Source organism: Candidatus Sphingomonas colombiensis (assembly GCA_029202845.1).
Lineage (GTDB): Bacteria > Pseudomonadota > Alphaproteobacteria > Sphingomonadales > Sphingomonadaceae > Sphingomonas > Sphingomonas colombiensis.
In genome coordinates this window covers 1077805-1100006 of sequence record CP119315.1, presented here as the reverse complement: position 1 = coordinate 1100006, position 22202 = coordinate 1077805, and the positions used below count along the sequence as shown (strand labels likewise).

Sequence of the window (22202 nt, the reverse complement as noted above, 5' to 3'; positions counted from 1 at the left end):
CGTGGAAACCATCCTTTAGGTAGTGAGTTTGCGTTGTCCGTAGTGACACCATGGAAAGGGGATTATGATGCGGAAGCTTGCCGTTGTAGTGGCACTTGCCTCCACCGCACTTGCTTCGCCGGCGCTTGCGCGTGACAAGGCGTGGTATGTGGGCGCTGATTTCGGCGCGATGATTGTTGAGGATATCAACTATAACATCGCGAATGCGGCGCCGGCGCTGACTGGCACCTCGACTGTCAACCATCATTATGGTTGGGATTCGGATGGCGTGATCGGTTACGACTTCGGCGGTTTCCGTCTCGAAGCCGAAGTCGGTTATCGCACCGCACGGGTCGATGGCTATCAGGCGACTGCAGGCATCCCGATCTCGGGCGGCGGTTTCCTGCCGGCCGGAACGTATAACGGCGCGGGTGGCCGTTCGTCGGCGCTCAGCTTCATGCTGAACGGCTTGCTGGACTTCGGTCCGGACGATGGCCTTCAGGGCTTCGTCGGCGGTGGTGCCGGTGTCGCTCGCGTGAAGAGCCGTATCGATCTGGGCACGGCCGGTTCGCCGCTCGACGATTCGGACAGCGTGTTCGCATGGCAGGCGATCGCGGGTATCCGCGCTCCGCTGACCAGCCATGTCGACGTGTCGCTGAAGTATCGCTTCTTCAACGCGGACAAGGTCAAGCTGACCGACCTCACGGGTTCGGCATATGACGGCCGGTTCCGGTCGCACAGCCTGCTGGGTGGCCTGACCTACAACTTCGGTGAGCCGGCAGCTCCGCCGCCGCCGCCGCCGCCGCCGCCGCCGCCGCCTCCCCCGCCGCCTCCGCCTCCGCCGCCGCCGCCGGAAGTGGTGTGCTCGCCGGGTCCGTTCATTGTCTTCTTCGAATGGGACAAGTCGGACGTTACGCCGGAAGCAGCGTCGATCCTCGACAACGCCGTCACCCAGTACCAGAGCTGCGGCAATGCGCAGGTCATGGTTGCGGGCTTCACCGACACCTCGGGTTCGGCGAAGTACAACATGGGCCTGTCGCAGCGTCGTGCGGACACGGTGAAGGCGTATCTGACGTCGAAGTCGGTTCCGGAAGGCGTCATCGCGACCCAGGCGTTCGGCAAGACGCACCTGCGCGTGCAGACCGCCGATGGCGTCCGCGAAGTGCAGAACCGTCGCGTGGAGATCACTTACGGTCCGGGTTCCGGTCAGTAAGATCGTCCATCAGGCGAAAAAATCGGGAGGTCGGCATTGCCGGCCTCCTTTTTTTTGTGCGTGAGGCAGCGGGTGACGTCCGGGCCCGATGTTGTCCCGGTGAGGTTTCACGCAACGCGACGGACCACCGGCGGTCCGAGGGTGATCGTGTGACCGACCTAGAGTTGATCCGCTTCGTGTGAAAAAGCGCGACTGAGTTGCTGGCCCTGTGCGCGGTGTTGAGCCTGTTGGCTGCTGGTGTTCCTTTGCAATGCTGGCATTTCGTCGGACACGGACACGGACACGGACACGGACACGGACACGGACACGGACACGGACACGGACACGGGCGCGGCGGCGGTGTTCGGATGTTTCGAAACGCGGAAATCTGCCCAATGGGGCGCGGCTGAGCGCAGACGGAATACAGGCGCCTCATCATCCGCGCTGCCCGGAACTATGATTCGTCTCGCGCCCGCAATTTATCAGCGCGAACGCGCGATTGCCGCCGGATTCGGAAAAGATTTGAGAGGCGCGGCGCTACGCGAAGATCGGCCTGCGATGGCATCCACACGTTTCGCGGTGAGAAGCCACGCGTCCGGACGGTTAATTGTGGCGTTTGACGACGGAGACTTTAGAGCCGCAAACGGTAGCAAGCCTCACCGAAGGGAGTTCAGATGCGCATCACGATGGTCGGCTCAGGCTATGTCGGATTGGTCTCCGGCGCGTGCTTCGCCGATTTCGGTCATAGCGTGACCTGCGTCGACAAGGCGGCGGACAAGATTGAATCACTGCTGGCCGGGCGCATGCCGATTTTCGAGCCGGGGCTTGAGCAACTGGTTGCCGGCAACGTCGCGGCTGGGCGGCTGGCCTTCACCACTGATCTTGCGGCGGGTATCGCCGGCGCAGATGCCGTGTTCATCGCGGTGGGCACGCCATCGCGGCGTGGCGACGGCCATGCGGACCTCAGCTATGTCTATGCGGCGGCGGAAGAAATCGCGCGTGCGGCGACCGGGCCCTTGGTAGTGGTCAACAAGTCGACCGTGCCGGTCGGCACCGGCGATCGGGTTGAGCAGATTCTGCGCGATGCGCGTCCGGACGGCGATTTTGCGGTCGTCTCCAACCCTGAATTCCTGCGTGAAGGCGCGGCGATCGGCGATTTCAAACGGCCGGACCGGATCGTGATCGGCACCGATGACGAGCGCGCCAAGGCAGTGATGCGGGAGGTCTATCGTCCGCTCTATCTTGGTGAGAGCCCGATCCTGTTCACGGGACGACGCACGGCCGAACTGACCAAATATGCCGCCAACGCCTTTCTGGCGACCAAGATCACGTTCATCAACGAGATGGCCGATCTGTGTGAAGCGGTCGGCGCCGACGTGCGTGACGTGGCGCGCGGCATCGGGCTCGACAATCGCATCGGGCGCAAGTTCCTGCACGCTGGGCCAGGCTATGGCGGCTCGTGTTTCCCCAAAGACACGCTCGCGCTGCTAAAGACGGCGGAGGATTTCGAGAGCCCGGTGCGGATCGTGGAGGCGGTCGTCCAGGTGAACGATACCCGCAAACGCGCGATGGGGCGCAAGGTGCTCGCGGTGCTGGACGGTGAGCCGCGCGGCAAGACGGTCGCGGTGCTTGGCCTGACGTTCAAGCCGAATACCGATGACATGCGCGATGCGCCGTCGATCGCGATCGTCCAGAGCCTGATCGATGCGGGCGTCAATGTCCGCGGCTATGATCCGGAGGGCACGGAGGCCGCGAAGGCGATAATGCCCAACATCACATACTGCCGCGACGCTTATGACGCAGCGCATGGCGCGGATGCGGTGGTGATTGTCACCGAATGGGATGTGTTCCGCGCGCTCGATCTGAAGCGTCTTGCCAATACGATGGCGTCGCCTGTGTTGGTCGATCTTCGCAACATCTACGATCGCGAAGAAGCTGAGCGAGCCGGCTTCTCCTATACGGCGATCGGCCGGTGACCGTGCCGCCACCGATCGCGGGCTTGCTGGAGACGTCGCTTTACGTCTCCGACATGGCGCGATCGGTGGCGTTTTTCCGCGACACGCTGGGCCTTGCGATCATGGTCGAAAGCCCACGGCTGACCGCGTTCGATGCGGGAAGCGGCGGCGTGTTGCTGCTGTTTCCCGAGGGAGGCGCGACGCGCGACGTGACCAGCGAACGCGGCATCGTGCCGGGGCACGACGGGCGCGGGCCGCTGCACATGGCCTTTGCGATAGCCGCGGACGCGCTGGACGAATGGCGTGCGCATCTCGCGGCGGCCGGGGTGACGACGCGAGGCGAGATGCATTGGCCGCGCGGTGGCACCAGCCTCTATTTCGAAGACCCCGACGGCCATGTGCTCGAACTCGCGACGCCGGGGCTATGGCCCAATGACGCGGATCGTCCGTCAGTCGAGCGCGGTTGAGAGCCAGTCGGGAATGATCGCATCGCCCAGCGCTTCGACGCGGCGATGCTCGATCATCAAGCCCAATTCGGGATAGCTGGCGCGGGTGCGCTCGCCCGGCGCGCCGAGTGGCGCGACAACGAGACGGCGGTTAACCTTGGCGCGATGGTGCATTCGCGCGGTATTCTCCTGACCGACGTAACAGCCCTTGGTGTAACTGACGCCATTCAGCTCGCCTGCATTGCATTCCAGCCAGAGCGTCGTGCCGTCGCCAAGCTCCTCGATGCCCTCGGTTACGCCCAGCGATAGGCGGTGCGCGAGCCAGCCCACGGCAGGAGCCTCAGGCGCTGCGATCCAGCGCCGGCCGAGCGCGGCGAGGCGCGGATCGGCGACGCCTCGATCGCCGACGGGGCTCCAATGCACGGCAAGCGTCTCATCGCGGGCGATGGTGATCGCGCGACGTAGCCGATAGACCGACAGCCGCCGCATCAGCGCATCCGCCTGCGCCGCCGCGCAATCGACCAACAGGTCCGCGCCATCCTCCCACAGCAGAAAATCGAACAGCGCCTTGCCCTGTGGCGTGAGCAGCCCCGCCCATACCGGCAGTGGTCCGGATACGTCGTTCGTCACCAGCCCTTGAAGGAAGCCGCGCACATCCTCGCCGGAAATGCGGATCACGGCGCGGTCGGCCAGCATGGTTGGGGTGGTATCGCTCATGCCTGACAGTTAGGGAGGCGGAGCGGGCGACGGAAGGGCTGAACGATGACGACCTTTGATCTCAAGCTGGTGAACGGGATCGTGCATACACCGGGTGGCCCGGTGGCTGCCGATGTCGGCGTGCGTGACGGCAAGATCGTTGCGATCGGGGCGAACGGCGATGCCGGGCGGACGATCGACTGCGCAGGGCTCGATATCCTGCCGGGCGTGATCGACACGCAGGTCCATTTCCGCGAGCCAGGGCTGGAGCATAAGGAAGATTTAGCCACCGGCAGCGTCGCGGCGGTGATGGGCGGTGTGACCGGCGTGTTCGAGATGCCGAACACCAAACCCAATACCGACAGCGCAGACGCGATTGCCGACAAGCTTTCCCGCGCCAAGGGGCGGATGTGGTGCGACCATGCGTTCTATGTCGGCGCGACCAACCATAATGCGCGCGATCTGGCCGAGCTGGAGCGGCTGCCGGGCACTGCCGGCGTGAAAATCTTCATGGGCGCGTCGACCGGCGATCTGCTGGTGAGCGAGGATGCGCGGCTGGCGGAAGTGCTGGCATCGGGCCACCGTCGCGTCGCGATCCACGCCGAGGACGAAGACCGCATGAACGCGCGCGCCGATGAGCGCGTCGCGGGCGATCCCTCCAGCCACCCGGTGTGGCGCGACGATGAGAGCGCGATCCTCGCCACGCGGCGCATTCTGGCGCTGGCGCGCGCGGCGCGGCGGCGGGTGCACGTGCTTCACGTCACGACGCCGGCTGAGCTGGAGCTGCTGTCGCGACACAAGGACATCGCCTCGTGCGAGGTAACGCCGCAGCATCTGACGTTGGCCGGCGAGGAAGCCTATCCGCGGCTTGGCACGCTGGCGCAGATGAACCCCCCGATCCGTTCCGGCGCACATCGCGACGGGCTGTGGCATTGGCTCAATCAGGGCGTGCCCGATGTGATCGGCTCCGATCACGCGCCGCATACGCTGGAGGAGAAGTCCAAGCCTTATCCTGCCTCGCCGAGCGGGATGCCGGGGGTGCAGACGCTGCTGCCGCTCTTGCTCGATCACGCCGCGCAGGGGCGGCTGACGCTCCAGCGCGTGATCGATCTGACCAGCGCGGGGGCACAGCGCATCTTCGGGATCGCCGGCAAGGGGCGGATCGCGGTGGGCTATGACGCGGATTTCACGATCGTCGATTTGAAGAAGCGCTGGACGGTCGATGAAAAATGGCTCGCCTCGCGCAGTGGCTGGTCGCCGTTCACCGGGATGGAGCTGACCGGCAAGGCGATCGGCACGATCATTCGCGGCACGGTCGCGATGTGGGAGGACAGCCTTGGCGAGGCACCCCAAGGGGCGCCGATCCGGTTCGAGTCAGTAGATTTCGGATAAATCTTCTGTCCTACACGAACCTAATGGGTTAAATAATGCCGCCTTTCCGATGTTGAGGGGTGGCAAATGGATATCGATGAGCTGATCGACGAGGTGATCGGCCGCGAGGGCGGCTACACCAACGCTAAGTCAGATCGCGGCGGCGCGACGCGCTGGGGCATCACCGAAAAGGTGGCGCGCGCGAATGGTTTTGCCGGCGACATGCGCGGATTGCCGCGCGCGACCGCCGCGATGATCTATCGCCGGCTCTATTGGCAGAAGCCGGGTTATGATCGGGTCGCGACGCGCGTGCCGTTGGTTGCCGCCGAGCTGTTCGACACGGGCGTCAACATGAGCCCGGCGGTGGCCACCAAATTCCTCCAGCGCGTGCTGAACGCGCTCAATCGCGGCGCGATCGATTATCCGGATATCGCGGTGGACGGGCTGATCGGCCCGCGCACGTTGCGCTCGCTTGATGGCTTTGTCGCAAAGCGTGGCGCTGGCGGCGAAAGGGTGCTCGTCAAGGCGTTGGAGGCGTTGCAGGGCGCGCGCTACATGGCGCTCGCGGAGAGCCGCCCGGCCAATGAGGCGTTCCTCTATGGCTGGCTCGCCAACCGGCTGGGCTGAGGATCGGGAGGAAAGCCATGGCATTGCCCGATGGAATCATCGTGCCGGTCGCGGGCCTGCTCGATCGTATCGTTCCCGATGCAGCGGTGCGCGACGCGGCGAAGCTCGAACTGCTGCGGCTCGATGGAACGCGCGCGCTGGAGCAGATCAAGGCACAGATGACGATGGTGTTGGCGGAGGCGAATTCCACCGATCCATGGATCAGCCGGGCGCGCCCGAGCTTTCTTTATGTGATGTATGTGTTGCTGCTCTGGTCGATCCCGATGGGGTTGATCGCGGCATTCCGCCCGGCATGGGCCACGGCGATCGGGCACGGGATGACAGCGTATCTCAACGCTATCCCTGAGCCGCTCTACGCGTTGTTCGGCACCGGTTATCTTGGCTACACGGTAGCGCGCGAATGGGGGAAGGCGAAGGGGCGCTGAGGCTCCCTTCGCCCGCGCCCTCAGTTCTTCGCCAGCGCGTCGAGCTTGCCGAGATCGACCGCCGCGACGATCGCCTTGAAAGCCGCCGCATCGGGAGCCGAGCCTTCGGCGGAGACCGCGAAGCGATTGCCGACGATCACATTATACTCGCCGTTACGCGAGGCGCCGTCCCACTTTTCGGTGGTCATCCGGCCATCGACGGTGGCGGTGCGCTCATAACCGTCCTTCGTCTCGCGGTTCGACTGGACGTTGAGCGCCTGTCCCAGCCCGGCGAGCGCACCCATTGCAGCGACATCGGCAACCGACAGTGTGATCGTGTCGTTGCCGAGCGTATAACGCGCTTCAGCCTTCGATCCGCCGATGCCGCCGGCCCCGCCGCTCGCGGTTTCGACATCGCCACGCTTCCAGCCGCCGATCGTTTCGGGGAGGAATGCCTGCAGGGTCGCGGTCGGCGTGAGCGAAGCGGGCGTGCCCGCCTTAGCGTTGGCCGCCATGTTGTTCGCGGCTGCCTCCATCTGCTTGCTCGCGGCGTCGAGCTTGCCGAGATCGAGCGATCCGACGCCCGGGACCGAGACGGCGCCGCTCATCGTACCCGCGTTGAAAGCCGGCCGCATCAGGCTTGAGGTGACCGCCGTGGTGGCAAAGGAAATCACCACCATCACCACGATCGCGGCAACGATTGTCGCCAGGGTATAGCCCATCGCTTTGTCTTCGGGTGCCCGCATCAGGCGTGGCAGGCCGAGATAGAGCAGATAGAGGCTGTAGAGCCCGAGCAGCCCCAGGAACGACAGCATCGGGATGATCTGGAATATTCCCGCGAGCCATCCGGCGGTCATCGAATAGGCCGCCACCTTGGTGGCCGAGACCGGATTCTTCGTGCCGCCGAAGGTTGGCGCCAGCGCGTCGATGATCAGCGAGATAACCCACACCCCCAGCAACGCCAGCGCATAGGAGATCACCGCCGTCGTCACCGCCCCGCCGATCGAGGGGCGCCAGGTGATGCCGAGAATGCTGTAGCCGAAGGTCAGGCTGCCGATCAGCCCGGCGACCGGCCCGATCGCGGCGAGCGGCACGGCCCAGCCGGTCATGATCCCCTTCACCGTCATCGGCTCGGCGTCGATCGCGGGCCATTCCTCCTTGGGTTGCAGGATGATCCGCCGCGCGCGTTCGATCAGCGACGAGGCGCGATCCTGCGGGAGCTGGCTTGTCATTGGTATGTTCCCCTCTTTCCCAGTGCGCTGATCCTGCGTTGCGTGAACGGCGAGTGATAGGATCAATGCGACAGCAACGGACGGGAGATTGCGGCGTCCGGGCTGCCGCACCATATGCGGCGCCATGAGCAACGAAAACAGCATGCCTGTGTGGCATGGTACGACGATCCTGTCGATCCGGCGCGGGGGCAAGGTGGTAGTGGCCGGTGACGGCCAGGTCTCGATGGGCAACACCGTGATGAAGCCCAATGCGCGCAAGGTCCGCACGCTTGGCGCGGATGGGAAGGTGATCGGCGGATTCGCCGGCGCGACCGCGGATGCCTTCACCCTGTTCGAGCGGCTGGAGGCCAAGCTGGAGCGGCATCAGGGGCATCTGATGCGTGCGGCGGTGGAGCTGGCAAAGGATTGGCGCACCGACAAATATCTCCGCAATCTGGAGGCGATGATGATCGTCGCCGACAAGGATGTGACGCTGATCCTCACCGGCAACGGCGACGTGCTGGAGCCGGAGGAGGGCATCGCCGCGATCGGATCGGGCGGTAATTTCGCGCTCGCCGCCGCCCGCGCGCTGACCGAATATGAGCAGGATGCGGAAATCGCGGCGCGCAAGGCGATGAAGATCGCCGCCGAGCTGTGCGTCTTCACCAACGAACGGTTGGTGATCGAAACGCTCGACAGCGCCGCCTGACGCCCCCTCGATCTTCACGAAAGAAAGCAATGAACGACAATCTTACGCCCAAGGCGATCGTCGCCGCGCTCGACGCGCATATCATCGGGCAGCGCGACGCGAAGCGCGCGGTCGCGGTGGCGCTGCGCAACCGCTGGCGCCGGCAAAAGCTCAGCCCCGATCTGCGCGACGAGGTGACGCCGAAGAACATCCTGATGATCGGCCCAACGGGTTGCGGCAAAACCGAAATCAGCCGCCGCCTCGCCAAACTGGCCGATGCGCCGTTCGTGAAGGTCGAAGCGACCAAATTCACCGAGGTCGGCTATGTCGGCCGCGATGTGGAGCAGATCGCGCGCGATCTGGTTGAGGAAGCGGTGCGGCTGGAGAAGGAGCGCCGTCGCAATGCGGTGAAGGACAAGGCGGAAGAGGCCGCGCTGGCGCGCCTGCTCGATGCACTGGTCGGCAAGGATGCGAGCCAGGCGACGCGCGAAAGCTTCCGCCAGCGTTTCCGTGACGGCCATCTTGAGCAGACCGAAATCGAGCTGGAGCTGCAACAGGCCCCGCAAATGCCGTTCGAGCTGCCCGGTGGCGGTTCAATGGGCATGATCAACCTGTCCGAGATGATGGGCAAGGCGCTGGGTGGCGGGCAGACCAAGCGGCGCAAGCTGACCGTGCCGGCGGCATGGGAAAAGCTGGTCGAGGAGGAAGCCGACAAGCGGCTCGATCAGGATGAAGTGAGCCGCGTCGCACTGGCCGATGCGGAGGCGAACGGCATCGTCTTCCTCGACGAGATCGACAAGATCGCGGTCAGCGACGTGCGCGGCGGCAGTGTCAGCCGCGAAGGCGTGCAGCGCGATCTGTTGCCGCTGATCGAGGGCACGACCGTCTCGACCAAATATGGCCCGATGAAAACGGACCATATCCTGTTTATCGCCTCCGGCGCGTTCCACGTCGCCAAGCCGAGCGATCTGCTGCCTGAGCTTCAGGGCCGCCTGCCGATCCGCGTCGAGCTGCAAGGGCTGACCGAGGAGGATTTCGTCGCGATCCTGTCCGACACCAAGGCATCGCTGCCGGCGCAATATAAGGCGTTGCTCGATACCGAAGGCGTGACGATCGACTTCACGGCCGACGGGGTGCGTGCGGTCGCGCGGATCGCGGCGGAGGTGAATAGCGAGATCGAGAATATCGGTGCACGCCGGCTCCAGACGGTGATGGAAAAGCTGCTGGAGGAAGTGAGCTTCGATGCGGAGGATCGCGCCGGCGCGACGCTGACGATCGACGCGGCCTATGTCGAAAAGCAACTCGCCAGCATCGCGCGCAACACCGATCTCAGCCGGTTCGTGCTGTAACCTTCATTCGGGCTGAGCCGGATCAGCTCAGCCCGATGATCGCGATCTGGCGGCCGTAATCCGGCTCGCCGCGATGCGTCGCGCGGCGATAGCTGAAGAAGCGTGTCGGGTCGGCATAGGTGTCGAGCCCGAGCGTTTCGATCCGCATCAGCCCGGCGGCCGCCAGCCGGTACGCGACATAGGCCTCCAGATCGAACTGGGCATGGCCTTCGCGTGCGTCGGCGAAGAAGCGCTCATTCTCCGCATCCGCCTGTTCGAACCGCTGGCGAAAGGCGAGATCGACTTCATAGCTGGCGCGCGCGATGCACGGCCCGACCGCCGCCGCGATGCGATCGCGCCGCGCGCCCAAAGCCTCCATCGCGAGGATCGTGGTGTCGGTGACGCCGGCGAGCGCGCCCTTCCAGCCCGCATGGGCTGCGCCGACTACGCCGGCCTCCCGATCGGCGAGCAGCACCGGCGCGCAATCCGCCGTCAGCACGCCGATCGCGAGCCCCGGCCGATCGGTGACCAGCGCATCGGCGTGCGGACGCAGCGCGTGGTCGAACGGTGCGCGCACCGTGACGCATTCGGCCGAGTGGACCTGATAGAGGGTCACCAGCGTCGCGCCGGGCAACACCGCCTCGGTCGCGCGGCGGCGGTTTTCGGCGATCGCCTCCGCCTCGTCGGCCGATCCGGTGCCGACGTTCAATCCGTCATGCAGCCCGGTCGATACCCCGCCGCGCCGCCCAAGGAAGCCGTGCGCGACCCCCTCCAGCGCGGCGGCGCGATTGACCTCCACCGCGCTCACAGCGCGAGCCGCATGATGAGATCGCGATCCACCTGGTCCCCGACGGGGAAATCATAATCGCCGATATGGATGAATCCGCGCTTTTCATAGAAGCGGATCGCGCGGGGATTTTCCTCATAAACGGTGAGCACCAGCGCCGTCGCGCCGCTCGCGCGCGCCATATCGGTCGCCCAGTCCATCAGCGCATGCGCGATGCCCGCGCCGTGATGCGAACTGGCGACATAAAGCTGGCTCAACTGTGTCGCGCCCGCGGTCATCGCGGGATCGGGCAGGAAGGGCGGCGTGAGCTTGGCGTATCCCACGATCGCGCCGTTGTCGCAGGCGATGCGCCAGGTCACATCCGGGTTGCTGAGATCGCGGGTCAGCTTCCCGTCCGACCCGTAAGCTTCCGCGAAATAATGCGCGATATTCTCGGGCGTGGTGAATGGCTCGAACGTCTCCAGCCAGATTTTCCGCGCCATTGCATCGAGCGCGGGGCCGTCGGCGGGCGTCGGGGTGCGATAATCGATCATGCGAATCCTGCGGGTTCGGGCCAATCCGCATGGCGCAGCGCGAGCACCTTGAACAGCGTGCCCATCGCCTCGACCAATCGATCGCGGTCGGCGCGCACCTTTTCATCCGTGCGCGCCAATGCCTCGGCCCGCGCATCCACGCCGAGCGCGCGGAGGAACGCACCTTGCCCGACCGGGCCGATCGCCACCGCGCCGCTGGCGTGGCCGACCAGCCCCAGCGTCGCGAAATCGACATGCGCGGTCAGATCGCGTTCGCCCGGCTCCTCGAACGGGTTGGCGAAGGCATGGCCGCGCACCGCCTGCAGCGTGTCGCCCACCGCCGGGCCTTCATAGCCATAATCGATCGCGAGCAGCCCGCCGCCCTGCGCCACGATCCGCGCCGCCAGCACGCGCATGATGCCGACGGAAGCGGGCGAGGTCTCGATGATCGCGCCCGGCGCGGCGTCGCGCAGATGCGCGGGGATCACCTCGTCGGGCATCTGCTTGCCCGCGATCGGCAGGAACAATGTGTCCTGACAGGCCACGAGCCGTTCGTGCCAGCCGGCGCGCGCGCGCATGAGCTGGCGGATCGGCAGCGCGTCGAAGAATTCGTTGGCGACGATCAGCAGCGGCCGGTCGGTCGGCAGATCCTCGACATCGTCATGCCAGGTGGCGTGCGGCACGCGCTTCGCCTGCTCGGCGCGCAGCACCGGGCTGGTCTCGACGAAATGTACCGGGGGGGTGAACCCCGCTTTGGCCATCGCGCGCAACGCGTCCGCCGCCAGCGTCCCGCGCCCCGGCCCCAGCTCCACCCACGCCACATCGGGCCGCCCCGCGCGATCCCACAGATCGGCGCACCACAGGCCGATCAGCTCGCCGAACATCTGGCTGATCTCGGGCGCGGTGGTGAAATCGCCGCCCGCGCCGAGCGGATCGCGCGTCGCGTAATAATGCGCGTTGGCGGCGGCCATGAACTGGCTGACGGGGATCGGGCCGCCCAGGGTGATCGCGCGCGCCAGCCGCTCGGGCAGCGGCGAGGTTTCGTCGGTATTTCCGCTCACGCTACGCTGTCGCTCCCGGCGATGGGCTCGACGCGCTCACGCCGCCCGCGTGCGGTGAGGATCAGCCACAGGCCGCCCGCGATCATCGGCAGGCACAAAAGCTGCCCCATATGGATCGTGGTGGCGAAGAAGGTGCCCGCGAATTGCGAATCCGGCTCGCGGAAGAACTCCACGAAGAACCGCGCGAGCCCGTAACCGAGCACGAAGATGCCGACGAGCTTGCCCGGCTCATACCGCGCCTTGGTGCGCCAGAAGAAGAACCACAGGATGGCGAACAGCAATGCGCCTTCCAGCCCCGCCTCATAGAGCTGGCTTGGGTGGCGCGCCGGCTCGATCATGCCGGGGGGCACGGTATGCGGGAAGACGATCGCCCAAGGCACGTCGCTCGGCTTGCCCCACAATTCGCCGTTCACGAAATTGGCGAGCCGGCCGAAGAACAATCCGAACGGCGCGACGCATGCCACGTAATCGTGGATGCGCAGCCAGTTCAGCCCGTTCTTGCGCGCGAACAGGATGATCCCGATGGTCGTGCCGATCACCCCGCCGTGGAACGACATGCCGCCATCCCACAGCCGCAGGATGCGGATCGGATGGAGGATCATTTCCGGCGCGTAGAACAGCACATAACCGATCCGCCCGCCCAGGATGATGCCGAGCGTCGCATAGAACACCAGATCGTCCGCATGGCGTCGCGCCATCGGCGCGCCGGGCTGGGCGAGCAGTTTGAGCAGATACCACCAGCCGACGACGATCCCGGCGATATAGGCGAGGCTATACCAGCGCAGGGTGAAGAAGCCGATCGAGAACACGTCCGGGTGGAGGCCCAGATCGGCGAAGTGAATATGGCCGGCAGAAGCGGCGAACAAAGACAGGATCAAGGCTTTCCCCTCGTGCGTCGCCCCTGCATAGTGAGCCAAACAGGCAAGACCAAGCGGAGAGACGCATGAAGACCGAGCTCGACCTGAAGATGGACGCGGTGCTGGCCGCGATGACGGGCGAGGGTGGTCAACTGGCGCTTGGGCAGGTCGAGCGATTTGGCCAGAAGCTGCCCATGATCGCGGCAGCGCCACCGACGCTCACGGCCTATCTGGCGTTTTTCAGCGCGCAGCATGCGGCGACGGAATTCCTGATCGCAGGCGACGAGCGGCTGACCTTCGCCGACGTGCATGGCATCGCGCAGCAGGTCGCCGCCGGGCTGGTCGGCGGGTTCGGCGTGAAGAAGGGCGATCGCGTCGGTATCGCGGCGCGCAACTCGCCATCATGGATCGCGCTGTACATGGGCGTGCTGATTGCCGGCGGGACGGTGACGCTGCTCAACGGCTGGTGGCAATCGGAAGAGCTGCGTGACGGTATCGAGGATGTCGAATGCGGCCTCGTCTTCGCCGACGCCCCACGCGCGGCGCGGCTCGCGGCGATCGATGGGCTGAAGGCGAAGGTCGTCACGTTCGATGATACGCAGCGCCTCGCCACCGCGATGGCCGATGTCGTCGCGCAGGCCAACGGCACTTCATTGCCGGAGATCGGGCCGGACGATTTCGCGACGATCCTGTTTACCTCCGGCTCCACCGGCCGGTCGAAGGGCGCGCTCTCCACCCATCGTCAGGTGGTGCAGGGCGTGTTCAACTATCTCGCCTCGGCGATGATGATGCTCACCATCGCGACGCAGGACGGCGAGGTGAGCGCGCTCCAGCCTTCCACCTTGCTCAACGTGCCGCTGTTCCATGTCACCGCCGAGGTGCCGGTGATGCTCCAGTCGTTCGCGATCGGGCGCAAGCTGGTGCTGATGCCGAAATGGGATGCCGAAGAGGCGATGCGGCTGATCGAAAAGGAAAAGATCACCTATTTCGTCGGTGTGCCGCTGATGAGCTTCGAGATGCTGACGCATCCGAACCGCGCCAAATACGACCTGTCGACGATGACCGATATCGCGGCCGGGGGCGCGCCGCGCCCGGTGGAGCATGTCCGCCGCATTCACGAGGAGATGCAGGGCGCGCCGCTGATCGGATATGGCCTGACGGAAACCAATGGTGTCGGCACCGGCAACTGGCGCGGCAATTATCTCGCCAAGCCCAATTCGGCCGGCCGCGCATCGCCGCCGCTGGTCGATCTCGCGATCCTCGACGATGCGGGCAAGCCGGTGGCGCAGGGGCAGCGCGGCGAGGTGTGCATCCGCTCGGTTGCCAATTTCGAGCGTTACTGGGGCAATCCGCAAGCGACCGCCGACGCCTATACCGCCGACGGTTACTTCCGCACTGGCGACATCGGCTATGTCGACGCGGAGGGCTATCTGTTCATCGTCGATCGCAAGAAGGACATCATCATCCGTGGCGGCGAGAATATCAGCTGTCAGGAGGTCGAGGCCGCGCTCTACGAACATGCCGGTGTCGCCGAAGCGGCGGTGTTCGGGCTTGCGGACGAGAAATTCGGTGAGGTGCCCGGCGCGGTGGTGCTGCCGACCGAGGGGGCCACGCTGACGGCAGAGGAGCTCACCGCATTCCTCCTCCAGCATATCGCCGCGTTCAAGGTGCCGGCCCGCATCTGGCTGGTGGCGGATGCATTGCCCCGGCTCGGCACCGAGAAGATCGACAAGGTGACGCTCCGGGCGAAATATCGCGCGCTGGCCGCGGCGGAGGCGGCCTGAGCGCCGGGCGGAAAGGGCGCGCCGCTCTCTCCCGTCGCTGCCTTCGCGCCCGCGCTGGAATGACGGACTTGGCGGAACGCCGGGCACGACCTAGTGCCTGACGCGATGGTCACTCGACGCAATTTGCTGATCGCCGGCGGGGCGGGGGTCGGGCTGATCCTCGCCTGGGCGGCATGGCCGCGCAGCTATCGCCCCAATCTCACCGCCGCGCCGGGCGAGACCGTTTATAACGCGTGGCTGAAGATCGGCACGGACGGGCAGGTGACGGTTGCGGTGCCGCAGGCGGAACATGGGCAGGGAAGCTGGACGACGCTGCCCCAGATCGTCGCGGATGAGCTGGGCGCGGACTGGCGCACCGTGGGGGTGGAGGCCGCGCCGCTCAACCCGCTCTATGCCAATCCGCTTGCGGCAGACACGTTGTTCGCGGGCACATTCGATCGCATCCCCGCCGCGTTGCGTCGCGAACATGCCGCGCGCGGCGCGCTGATGCTGACGGGGGGCTCCACCTCGATCCGCATGTTCGAGCCGGCGCTGCGCGAAGCGGGGGCGGCCGCGCGCGTGCTGTTGTGCAAGGCGGCGGCGAAGCGCTGGGGCGTCGACTGGACGGCGTGCGAAACGGCGGACGGCTTCGTCGTCGCGGGCAAGCAGCGGCTGCGCTTCGCCGAATTGGCGGCGGACGCGGTGGGCTTCGACCTGCCCGGTGAATTGCCGTTGCGCGTTGACGAAGACGGTCGACTGACCGGCAAGAACCTGCCCCGGCTCGATGTGCCGGCAAAGGTGGATGGCTCGGCCAATTTCGCCGCCGACGTGCGGTTGCCCGACATGTTGTTCGCCAGCATCATGCAAGGGCCATTGGGCGATTCGCGATTGGTGCGGGTTAACCGCGCCGCGGCGGAGCGGGTGCGCGGCATGGTCTCCGTCGTGGAAAGCGAGCGCTGGGTGGCGGCGCTCGCGACCAATTGGTGGGCGGCGGATCGCGCGCTCGCCGCGCTCAGCCCGCGTTTCGCGACGCATGGGCCGGTGGTAGACGATGCGAGCATCGCGGCGGCGCTGGATACCGCGCTTTCGGTGCCGGGGCATCGCTTTGCGACTGCCGGGGATATCGCGCCGGTGATGGGCGGCCCGGGGCTGATCGTGGCAGAATATACCATCGCCCCCGCCTTTCACGCCGCGATCGAGCCGCCCTGCGCCACCGCGTGGTTTCGCGGTGATCGGCTGGAGCTGTGGGTCGGTACGCAGGCGCCGAGCCTTGCGCGGGAGGCGGCGGCGCGCGCGATCGGCATTTCGCCCGAGGCGGTGATCCTTCATCCCACGCTGATCGGCGGGTCGTTCGGTGCCGCGCTGGAATGCGATGTCGCGGCACAGGCGGCGGTGCTGACGGTGAAGGCGAAGCGCCCTGTGCAGCTCGTCTGGTCGCAGCGCGAGGCGCTGGCGCGCGATCGGGTTCGTGCGCCGGCGAAGGCGCGGATGACCGCGCGGCTGTCCTCGAACGGCGCGATCCTCGGCTGGCGCGCGCAGATTGCCGTGCCGGCGACGGGGCGCGAACTCGCCGCGCGGTTGATGCCGGATGACAAGCTGGTCAGGGCGGCGCTCGCATTGCCCGAAGGCGCGGACGGTTATGCCGTGGCGGGCGCGCTGCCGCCCTATCGCCTGCCGGGATGTATCGTCGAGCATCATCCCGCCACGATCGGTCTGCCGACCGGCCATCTGCGCGGGCAGGCGCATGGCTATACCTGTTTCTTCACCGAAAGCTTCATCGACGAGCTGGCGCATCAGGCGGGGATGGAACCGATGTCCTATCGCATCGGGATGCTCGGTGGGGACGCGCGGCTGGCGCGCTGCCTCTCGACCGTCGCGGCACTCGGCGGCTGGGATGGCGGTGGTGATGGCAGCGGGCAGGGCATCGCCTGTCACACCATGGCGGGAAGCTGCATCGCGGTGCTGGCGGAGGCCGAGATGGGCGATGATGGGCGCCCGCGTGTCGCGCGGCTGGTCGCGGCGGTCGATTGCGGGCGACAGGTGAACCCCGACATTATCCGGCAGCAGATCGAGGGCGGGTTGATCTTCGGTGTCGCGGCGGCCACGTCCGCCGGCGTGCAGATCGATCGCAACCTCATCACCGCGCATAGCCTTGGCGCGCTAGCGCTGCCCCGGCTGGCGGACATGCCGGATATCACCGTCGAGCTGATCGCGAGCAATGCGGAACCGGGCGGAGTGGGCGATCTCGGGATGGTCGCGGTTGCTCCCGCCGTCGCCAACGCGCTGCGTTCCGCCACCGGCAAGCGGCTCCGCGCATTGCCGTTCGGGCGCGTCGCATGAAGCCGGTCGATCATCCGGGGATGGCCGCGCCGCGCGTCGGCGTGTTGCTGATCAATCTGGGCACGCCCGATGCGCCGGACGCAAAATCGGTGCGGCGCTATCTGGCGGAGTTTCTGTCCGATCGGCGGGTGGTGGAGCTGCCCAAATTATTGTGGCAGCCGATCCTTCATGGCGCCGTCCTCACGACCCGGCCGCGCAAGTCCGCTCATGCTTATGCGCAGGTGTGGCGGCCCGATGGTTCGCCGCTCGCCGCGTTCACGCGCGCGCAGGCGGACGGGCTCTGCGACGCATTCGGGCCGGATGTGATGGTCGATTGGGCGATGCGCTATGGCGCCCCGGCGATCGGCGATCGGCTGAAGGCGCTGAAGGCGGCGGGGTGTGAGCGCATCCTGCTCGCCCCGCTCTATCCGCAATATTGCGCGGCGACGACCGCGACCGCCAACGATCGTGCCTTCGCCACGCTGGCGGGCATGCGCTGGCAACCGGCGATCCGCACGCTGCCGCCTTATTATGACGACCCCGCCTATATCGCGACGCTGAAGCAATCGGTGGAGGAATCGCTCGCCCGGATCGGTTTCGAGCCCGATGCGCTGGTGGTCAGTTTCCACGGCATGCCGACGCGCACGCTGGAGCTCGGTGATCCCTATCATTGCCATTGCCGCAAGACCGCGCGGCTGCTCGGTGAGGCGCTGGGGCGCGAGGTGACGGTAACGTTCCAGTCGCGCTTCGGCAGCGCGAAATGGCTGGAGCCCGCCACCGAAGCGGTGCTGGCGGCGATGCCGGCGAAGGGCGTGAAGCGTGTCGCGATCGTCGCGCCGGGCTTTTCGGTCGATTGCATCGAGACGCTGGAGGAGCTGGCGATTCGCGGTCGAGAGACGTTCACCAACGCGGGCGGGGAGGATTTCGCCTATCTGCCGTGTCTTAACGACAGCGCGATCGGTTTGGAAATGCTGCGGAAAATCCTTTCGCGAGAGCTTGAAGGATGGGCCGCCCTTCCGTAGCTTCGATCTGTCTTCATGGACGAGGAGATTTCCGAATGGCGCGTGTGGCGGTCGTAACGGGGGGTACCCGTGGCATCGGTGAGGCGATCAGCGTCGCGTTGCGGGATAAGGGCATAACGGTCGCGGCAAACTATGCCGGCAACGACGAGCGTGCCCGCGAATTTTCGGAGCGAACCGGGATCAAGGCCTATAAGTGGGACGTCGCCGATTACGACGCCTGCCAACAGGGCTGCGCGAAGGTGGCGGCGGAGCTTGGCGAGATCGATATCGTCGTCAACAATGCCGGCATCACCCGCGACGGCACGATCCTCAAAATGACCTATGAGATGTGGCGTGAGGTGATGGACACCAATCTCGGCGGTTGTTTCAACATGGCCAAGGCGGTGTTTCCCGGCATGCGCGAGCGCAAATGGGGCCGGATCGTCAACATCGGCTCGATCAACGGGCAGGCCGGCCAATATGGCCAGGTGAATTACGCCGCCGCCAAATCGGGCATCCACGGCTTCACCAAGGCGCTGGCGCAAGAGGGCGCGCGGCTCGGCGTGACGGTCAACGCGATCGCGCCCGGTTATATCGATACGGACATGGTCGCGGCGGTGCCGGCGGATGTGCTGGAGAAGATCGTCGCCAAAATTCCGGTCGGCCGCTTGGGGCAGGCGGAGGAAATCGCGCGTGGCGTGGCGTTCCTTTGTTCGGACGATGCCGGGTTTGTGACGGGATCGACGCTGAGCATCAACGGCGGGCAGCATATGTACTGACGGGCCGAGGTGCGTCGGCGGAGCGACGGCACCGATGCGCCATCGGCGCACGGCCGGCGGGTCGGCCCCGCCGACCCGACCGACGGCGCGGGATTAACTCCCGCGCCGCACCCTAAGTTACGCAGAGTCTCCCCCCGTGATCCGGGGTGGCGGCCTTTGCGGCAAAAAAAACCGTGGTGACACGCAAACGGCCGGCATTTTCCACGGCTGATCGCCATTCACGAGATGGTGGAGCGAAAATGGCGGCCTTCCGTGACTCGGAGCGCAGCGGACTACCGGCCCGTGAGCACCGGAAGCGCGGAAAGCCGCCATTTGCGGTCCGCCAGAACTGAATGTCGATCCGCGCTAGCCGGCGTCCCCTCTTCACCCTCGCTGCATCGACCAGTCGCTCGCTCTCCTGTAACCACAAGATAATGCCGAGCCGCTTCGATAACCTGCCCAACCGCCGCGCGATCGTTGATCGCCGTGCGCTTTCCGATCGTCTCGCCGGGCTCGATATCGCCGATCCGGCGGCGCTGCGCCGCGCCGTGACGGCGGAGCTGAAACAGGCGCTCGACACCGGCCGCGCGGAGATCGCGCGCCGCCTGACCGAGCGTCCGTCGCGCGGGCTGGAGGCGGCGAACGGGCAGGCGTTTCTGATCGATCAGTTGTTGCGCGTATTGTTCGATCTCGTCACCCAGCGGCTCTATCCGCTGAGCAACCCGACAGCGGCGGAACGGCTCACGCTGCTCGCGGTGGGGGGATATGGCCGGGGCGAGATGGCGCCCTTCTCGGATGTCGATATCGCCTTTCTCACGCCATGGAAGCAGACGCCATGGGCGGAGCAGGTGATCGAATCCATGCTCTACGTGCTGTGGGATCTCGGGCTCAAGCTCGGCCATTCCAGCCGATCGCTCGATGAGATGGTGCGTCAGGCGCGAGGCGATGTGACGATCCGCACCGCTTTGCTGGAAGCGCGCTACGTCTGGGGGGACGAGGCGCTGGCGGATGAGGCCGCGCACCGCTTCAAGGCGGAGGTGCAGCGCGATACGGAACGCCAGTTCGTCGCGGACAAGCTGGCCGAACGCGATCAGCGCCACCTGAAGATGGGCGATACGCGCTATGTCGTCGAACCCAATGTGAAGGAGGGGAAGGGCGGGATGCGCGATCTCCACGCCCTCTTCTGGATCGGCAAATATGTCTATGATGTCGATCGCGCGGCCGATCTCGTGGACAAAGGGCTGTTCACCCCGGCCGAATATCGCCTGTTCCATCGCGCGGACAATTTCCTGTGCGCGGTGCGCTGCCATTTGCATCTCGTCACCGGCCGCGCCGAGGATCGGCTGACGTTCGACGTGCAGCGCGAGATCGCGGAACGGATGCGTTTTTCCGATCGGCTGGGGAAATCCGGCGTCGAACGCTTCATGCAATATTACTTCCTGCAGGCGAAGGCGGTCGGCACGCTGACCGGGGTGTTCCTCGCGCATCTCGATGAGCAATTCGCCGCGCGCGGGCGGCGCTTCGGCCTGCCGACGATCCGGCGGCGGCCGCGCAAGCTGGGCGGATTCGTGCTCGATCGCGGGCGGCTGGCGCTGCCGCATGACGATTTTTTCGTCGAAGATCCCGTTCGGATGATCGAGATTTTTCAGCTCGCCGATCTGCATCGGCTGGAAATCCATCCGATGGCGATGCGCGTCGCGACGCGCGATGCGAAACTGGTCGATGAGATCAGGGATGATCCCCGCGCCAACGCGCTGTTTCTCGATCTGGTCGCCAGCCCGCGTGACCCGGAACTGGTGCTGCGCTGGATGAACGAGGCGGGGGTGTTCGGCCGTTTCGTGCCCGATTTCGGGCGCGTCGTCGCGCAGATGCAGTTCGATATGTATCACCATTACACGGTCGATGAGCATACGATCCGCGCGATCGGGCTGTTGAGCCGGATCGAACGCGGCGAACTGGCGGAGGAACATCCGCTGTCGACCGCGATCTTCAAGCATATCGTTTCGCGGCGGGCGCTCTACGTCGCGGTGCTGCTGCACGATATCGCAAAGGGGCGCGGCGGCGATCACTCGATTCTGGGGGCAGAGGTCGCGGAGCGGCTGTGCCCGCGTTTCGGCTTGTCGCCGGCGGAAACGGAGAATGTGGCCTGGCTGGTGCGCAATCACCTGCTGATGTCGGCGACCGCGTTCAAGCGCGACCTTGCGGACTTCAAGACCATCCTCGATTTTGCCGCGACGGTGCAATCGCCGGAGCGGCTGCGGATGCTGCTTGCGCTTACCGTGGTCGATATCCGCGCGGTCGGGCCGGGCACGTGGAACGGCTGGAAGCGACAGTTGCTCAACGACCTGTTCGAGGCGGCGGAGGAGGTGCTGCGGCTCGGCCATAAGCAGCGAGGCCGCAGCGAGCGATTGGCCGAAAAGCAGGCGAATCTGGCGCGCGCGCTGGATTGGGACGATGCGACGCTGGCCCGCTTCGTCCGCCACATGCCCGAGCCATATTGGATCGCGGAGCCGGAGGACGTGCTGGCCCATAACGCGCGGCTCATCACCGCGGCGGGCGATGCGCAACTGACGATCGACGCGCAGGTCTATCCCGGCCGTGGCGCGACATTGGTGACGGTATATGCCGCCGACCATCCCGGCATTTTCTATCGCATCGCGGGCGCGATCCATCTGGCCGGGGGCAATATCATCGACGCGCGCATCCACACCACGCGCGATGGCATGGCGCTGGACAATTTCCTTGTGCAGGATCCGCTCGGCCGGCCGTTCGACGAGGCGGGGCAGCTCAACCGGCTACGCACCGCGATCGAGGATGCGCTCGCCAATCGCGGCAGGCTGATCGACAAACTGAAAGCGAAGCCGCTGCCGCGTGTCCGCGCCGATGCCTTTGCGGTCGAGGCGAATGTGCTGGTCGACAACCATGCGTCGAACCGCTTCACCGTGATCGAGGTCAATGCGCGGGACCGGCCGGCGTTGCTCAGCCAGCTGGCGCATGCGCTGTTCCAGTCGAAGGTGACGATCCACTCCGCGCATGTCGCCACTTATGGCGCGCGCGCGGTGGATACTTTCTACCTGACCGATCTGACCGGGGACAAGATCAACGCCAGCGCGCGGGTAAAGGCGCTCGAGCGGCGATTGCTGGATGCGGCGGCCGGGGTGACGGCCGAAATCGCGGCCTGATTCGCGCGGGCGCGAATCGGGATGCGGCAGCAGCGGCGCCGCGCCCGCCCGTGTGATTACGGGCG

General features: G+C 66.0%; 19 protein-coding genes. 13 read left to right on the top strand and 6 right to left on the bottom strand.

Annotated features, from left to right (window positions below; translation table 11 throughout):
- Positions 1-67 precede the first annotated feature (67 nt).
- The 3 genes from P0Y64_05085 (at position 68) to P0Y64_05075 (ending at position 3593) form a co-directional block, all read left to right on the top strand.
- Positions 68-1192 (top strand): OmpA family protein, encoded by a 1125-nt coding sequence (locus P0Y64_05085; GenBank protein WEK44195.1) that lies wholly within the window; start codon positions 68-70, stop codon positions 1190-1192.
- 653 nt (positions 1193-1845) lie between these two features.
- A complete protein-coding gene (locus P0Y64_05080) occupies positions 1846-3147 on the top strand; it encodes a UDP-glucose/GDP-mannose dehydrogenase family protein (GenBank protein ID WEK44194.1) in 1302 nt (433 codons plus the stop codon).
- Positions 3144-3593, top strand: a complete 450-nt coding sequence (locus tag P0Y64_05075; protein WEK44193.1) for a VOC family protein — start codon at positions 3144-3146, stop codon at positions 3591-3593. Before P0Y64_05080 ends, P0Y64_05075 begins: the two co-directional genes overlap by 4 nt.
- Here P0Y64_05075 and P0Y64_05070 read toward each other — a convergent pair.
- Positions 3576-4289 carry a folate-binding protein gene (locus tag P0Y64_05070; protein ID WEK44192.1) on the bottom strand — a complete coding sequence of 238 codons (714 nt, stop codon included), beginning with the start codon at positions 4287-4289 and terminating at the stop codon, positions 3576-3578. The genes P0Y64_05075 and P0Y64_05070 overlap by 18 nt on opposite strands.
- A 45-nt stretch (positions 4290-4334) precedes the next feature.
- Here P0Y64_05070 and P0Y64_05065 point away from each other — a divergent pair, with 45 nt between their 5' ends.
- From P0Y64_05065 to P0Y64_05055, 3 genes are all read left to right on the top strand, one after another.
- On the top strand, positions 4335-5660 hold the full coding sequence (locus P0Y64_05065) for a dihydroorotase (protein ID WEK44191.1): 1326 nt from the start codon (positions 4335-4337) through the stop codon (positions 5658-5660).
- A 66-nt stretch (positions 5661-5726) separates the two neighbouring features.
- Entirely contained in the window at positions 5727-6266 is a 540-nt protein-coding gene (locus P0Y64_05060; GenBank protein ID WEK44190.1) for a glycosyl hydrolase 108 family protein, read from the top strand.
- Between the two features lie 17 nt (positions 6267-6283).
- A complete protein-coding gene (locus tag P0Y64_05055; GenBank protein WEK44189.1) occupies positions 6284-6691 on the top strand; it encodes a holin family protein in 408 nt (135 codons plus the stop codon).
- 20 nt (positions 6692-6711) lie between these two features.
- Here the strand turns inward: P0Y64_05055 and P0Y64_05050 are convergent, their stop codons facing one another.
- A complete protein-coding gene (locus P0Y64_05050) occupies positions 6712-7902 on the bottom strand; it encodes a Yip1 family protein (protein WEK44188.1) in 1191 nt (396 codons plus the stop codon).
- 142 nt (positions 7903-8044) lie between these two features.
- On the opposite strand from P0Y64_05050, the gene hslV reads away from it, so the two are divergent.
- Complete coding sequence (gene hslV, locus P0Y64_05045) at positions 8045-8590, top strand: ATP-dependent protease subunit HslV (protein WEK44187.1); 546 nt, start codon at positions 8045-8047, stop codon at positions 8588-8590.
- 29 nt (positions 8591-8619) lie between these two features.
- On the top strand, positions 8620-9918 hold the full coding sequence (gene hslU / locus P0Y64_05040) for an ATP-dependent protease ATPase subunit HslU (GenBank protein WEK44186.1): 1299 nt from the start codon (positions 8620-8622) through the stop codon (positions 9916-9918).
- A 22-nt stretch (positions 9919-9940) separates the two neighbouring features.
- Here the strand turns inward: hslU and pgeF are convergent, their stop codons facing one another.
- The 4 genes from pgeF to lgt all read right to left on the bottom strand — a co-directional run bounded on the left by pgeF (position 9941) and on the right by lgt (position 13135).
- Positions 9941-10705, bottom strand: a complete 765-nt coding sequence (pgeF, locus tag P0Y64_05035; GenBank protein ID WEK44185.1) for a peptidoglycan editing factor PgeF — start codon at positions 10703-10705, stop codon at positions 9941-9943.
- A complete protein-coding gene (locus tag P0Y64_05030; GenBank protein WEK44184.1) occupies positions 10702-11217 on the bottom strand; it encodes a GNAT family N-acetyltransferase in 516 nt (171 codons plus the stop codon). The genes pgeF and P0Y64_05030 overlap by 4 nt, the downstream gene beginning before the upstream one ends.
- Positions 11214-12167 (bottom strand): SAM-dependent methyltransferase, encoded by a 954-nt coding sequence (locus P0Y64_05025; protein ID WEK44974.1) that lies wholly within the window; start codon positions 12165-12167, stop codon positions 11214-11216. The genes P0Y64_05030 and P0Y64_05025 overlap by 4 nt, the downstream gene beginning before the upstream one ends.
- 86 nt (positions 12168-12253) lie before the next feature.
- Positions 12254-13135 (bottom strand): prolipoprotein diacylglyceryl transferase, encoded by an 882-nt coding sequence (gene lgt / locus P0Y64_05020; protein WEK44183.1) that lies wholly within the window; start codon positions 13133-13135, stop codon positions 12254-12256.
- A gap of 65 nt (positions 13136-13200) precedes the next feature.
- Between lgt and P0Y64_05015 the strand changes: the two genes are divergently transcribed.
- The 5 genes from P0Y64_05015 to P0Y64_04995 all read left to right on the top strand — a co-directional run bounded on the left by P0Y64_05015 (position 13201) and on the right by P0Y64_04995 (position 22137).
- Positions 13201-14898, top strand: coding sequence for a class I adenylate-forming enzyme family protein (locus P0Y64_05015; GenBank protein ID WEK44182.1), 1698 nt, complete (start codon positions 13201-13203; stop codon positions 14896-14898).
- 105 nt (positions 14899-15003) lie between these two features.
- Positions 15004-17217: a molybdopterin-dependent oxidoreductase gene (locus P0Y64_05010; protein WEK44973.1), complete on the top strand. Its 2214-nt coding sequence runs from the start codon at positions 15004-15006 to the stop codon at positions 17215-17217.
- Complete coding sequence (gene hemH / locus P0Y64_05005; GenBank protein WEK44181.1) at positions 17214-18218, top strand: ferrochelatase; 1005 nt, start codon at positions 17214-17216, stop codon at positions 18216-18218. The genes P0Y64_05010 and hemH overlap by 4 nt, the downstream gene beginning before the upstream one ends.
- A 35-nt stretch (positions 18219-18253) precedes the next feature.
- On the top strand, positions 18254-18976 hold the full coding sequence (gene phbB / locus P0Y64_05000; GenBank protein ID WEK44180.1) for an acetoacetyl-CoA reductase: 723 nt from the start codon (positions 18254-18256) through the stop codon (positions 18974-18976).
- 413 nt (positions 18977-19389) lie between these two features.
- Positions 19390-22137: a [protein-PII] uridylyltransferase gene (locus P0Y64_04995; protein WEK44179.1), complete on the top strand. Its 2748-nt coding sequence runs from the start codon at positions 19390-19392 to the stop codon at positions 22135-22137.
- Positions 22138-22202 lie beyond the last annotated feature (65 nt).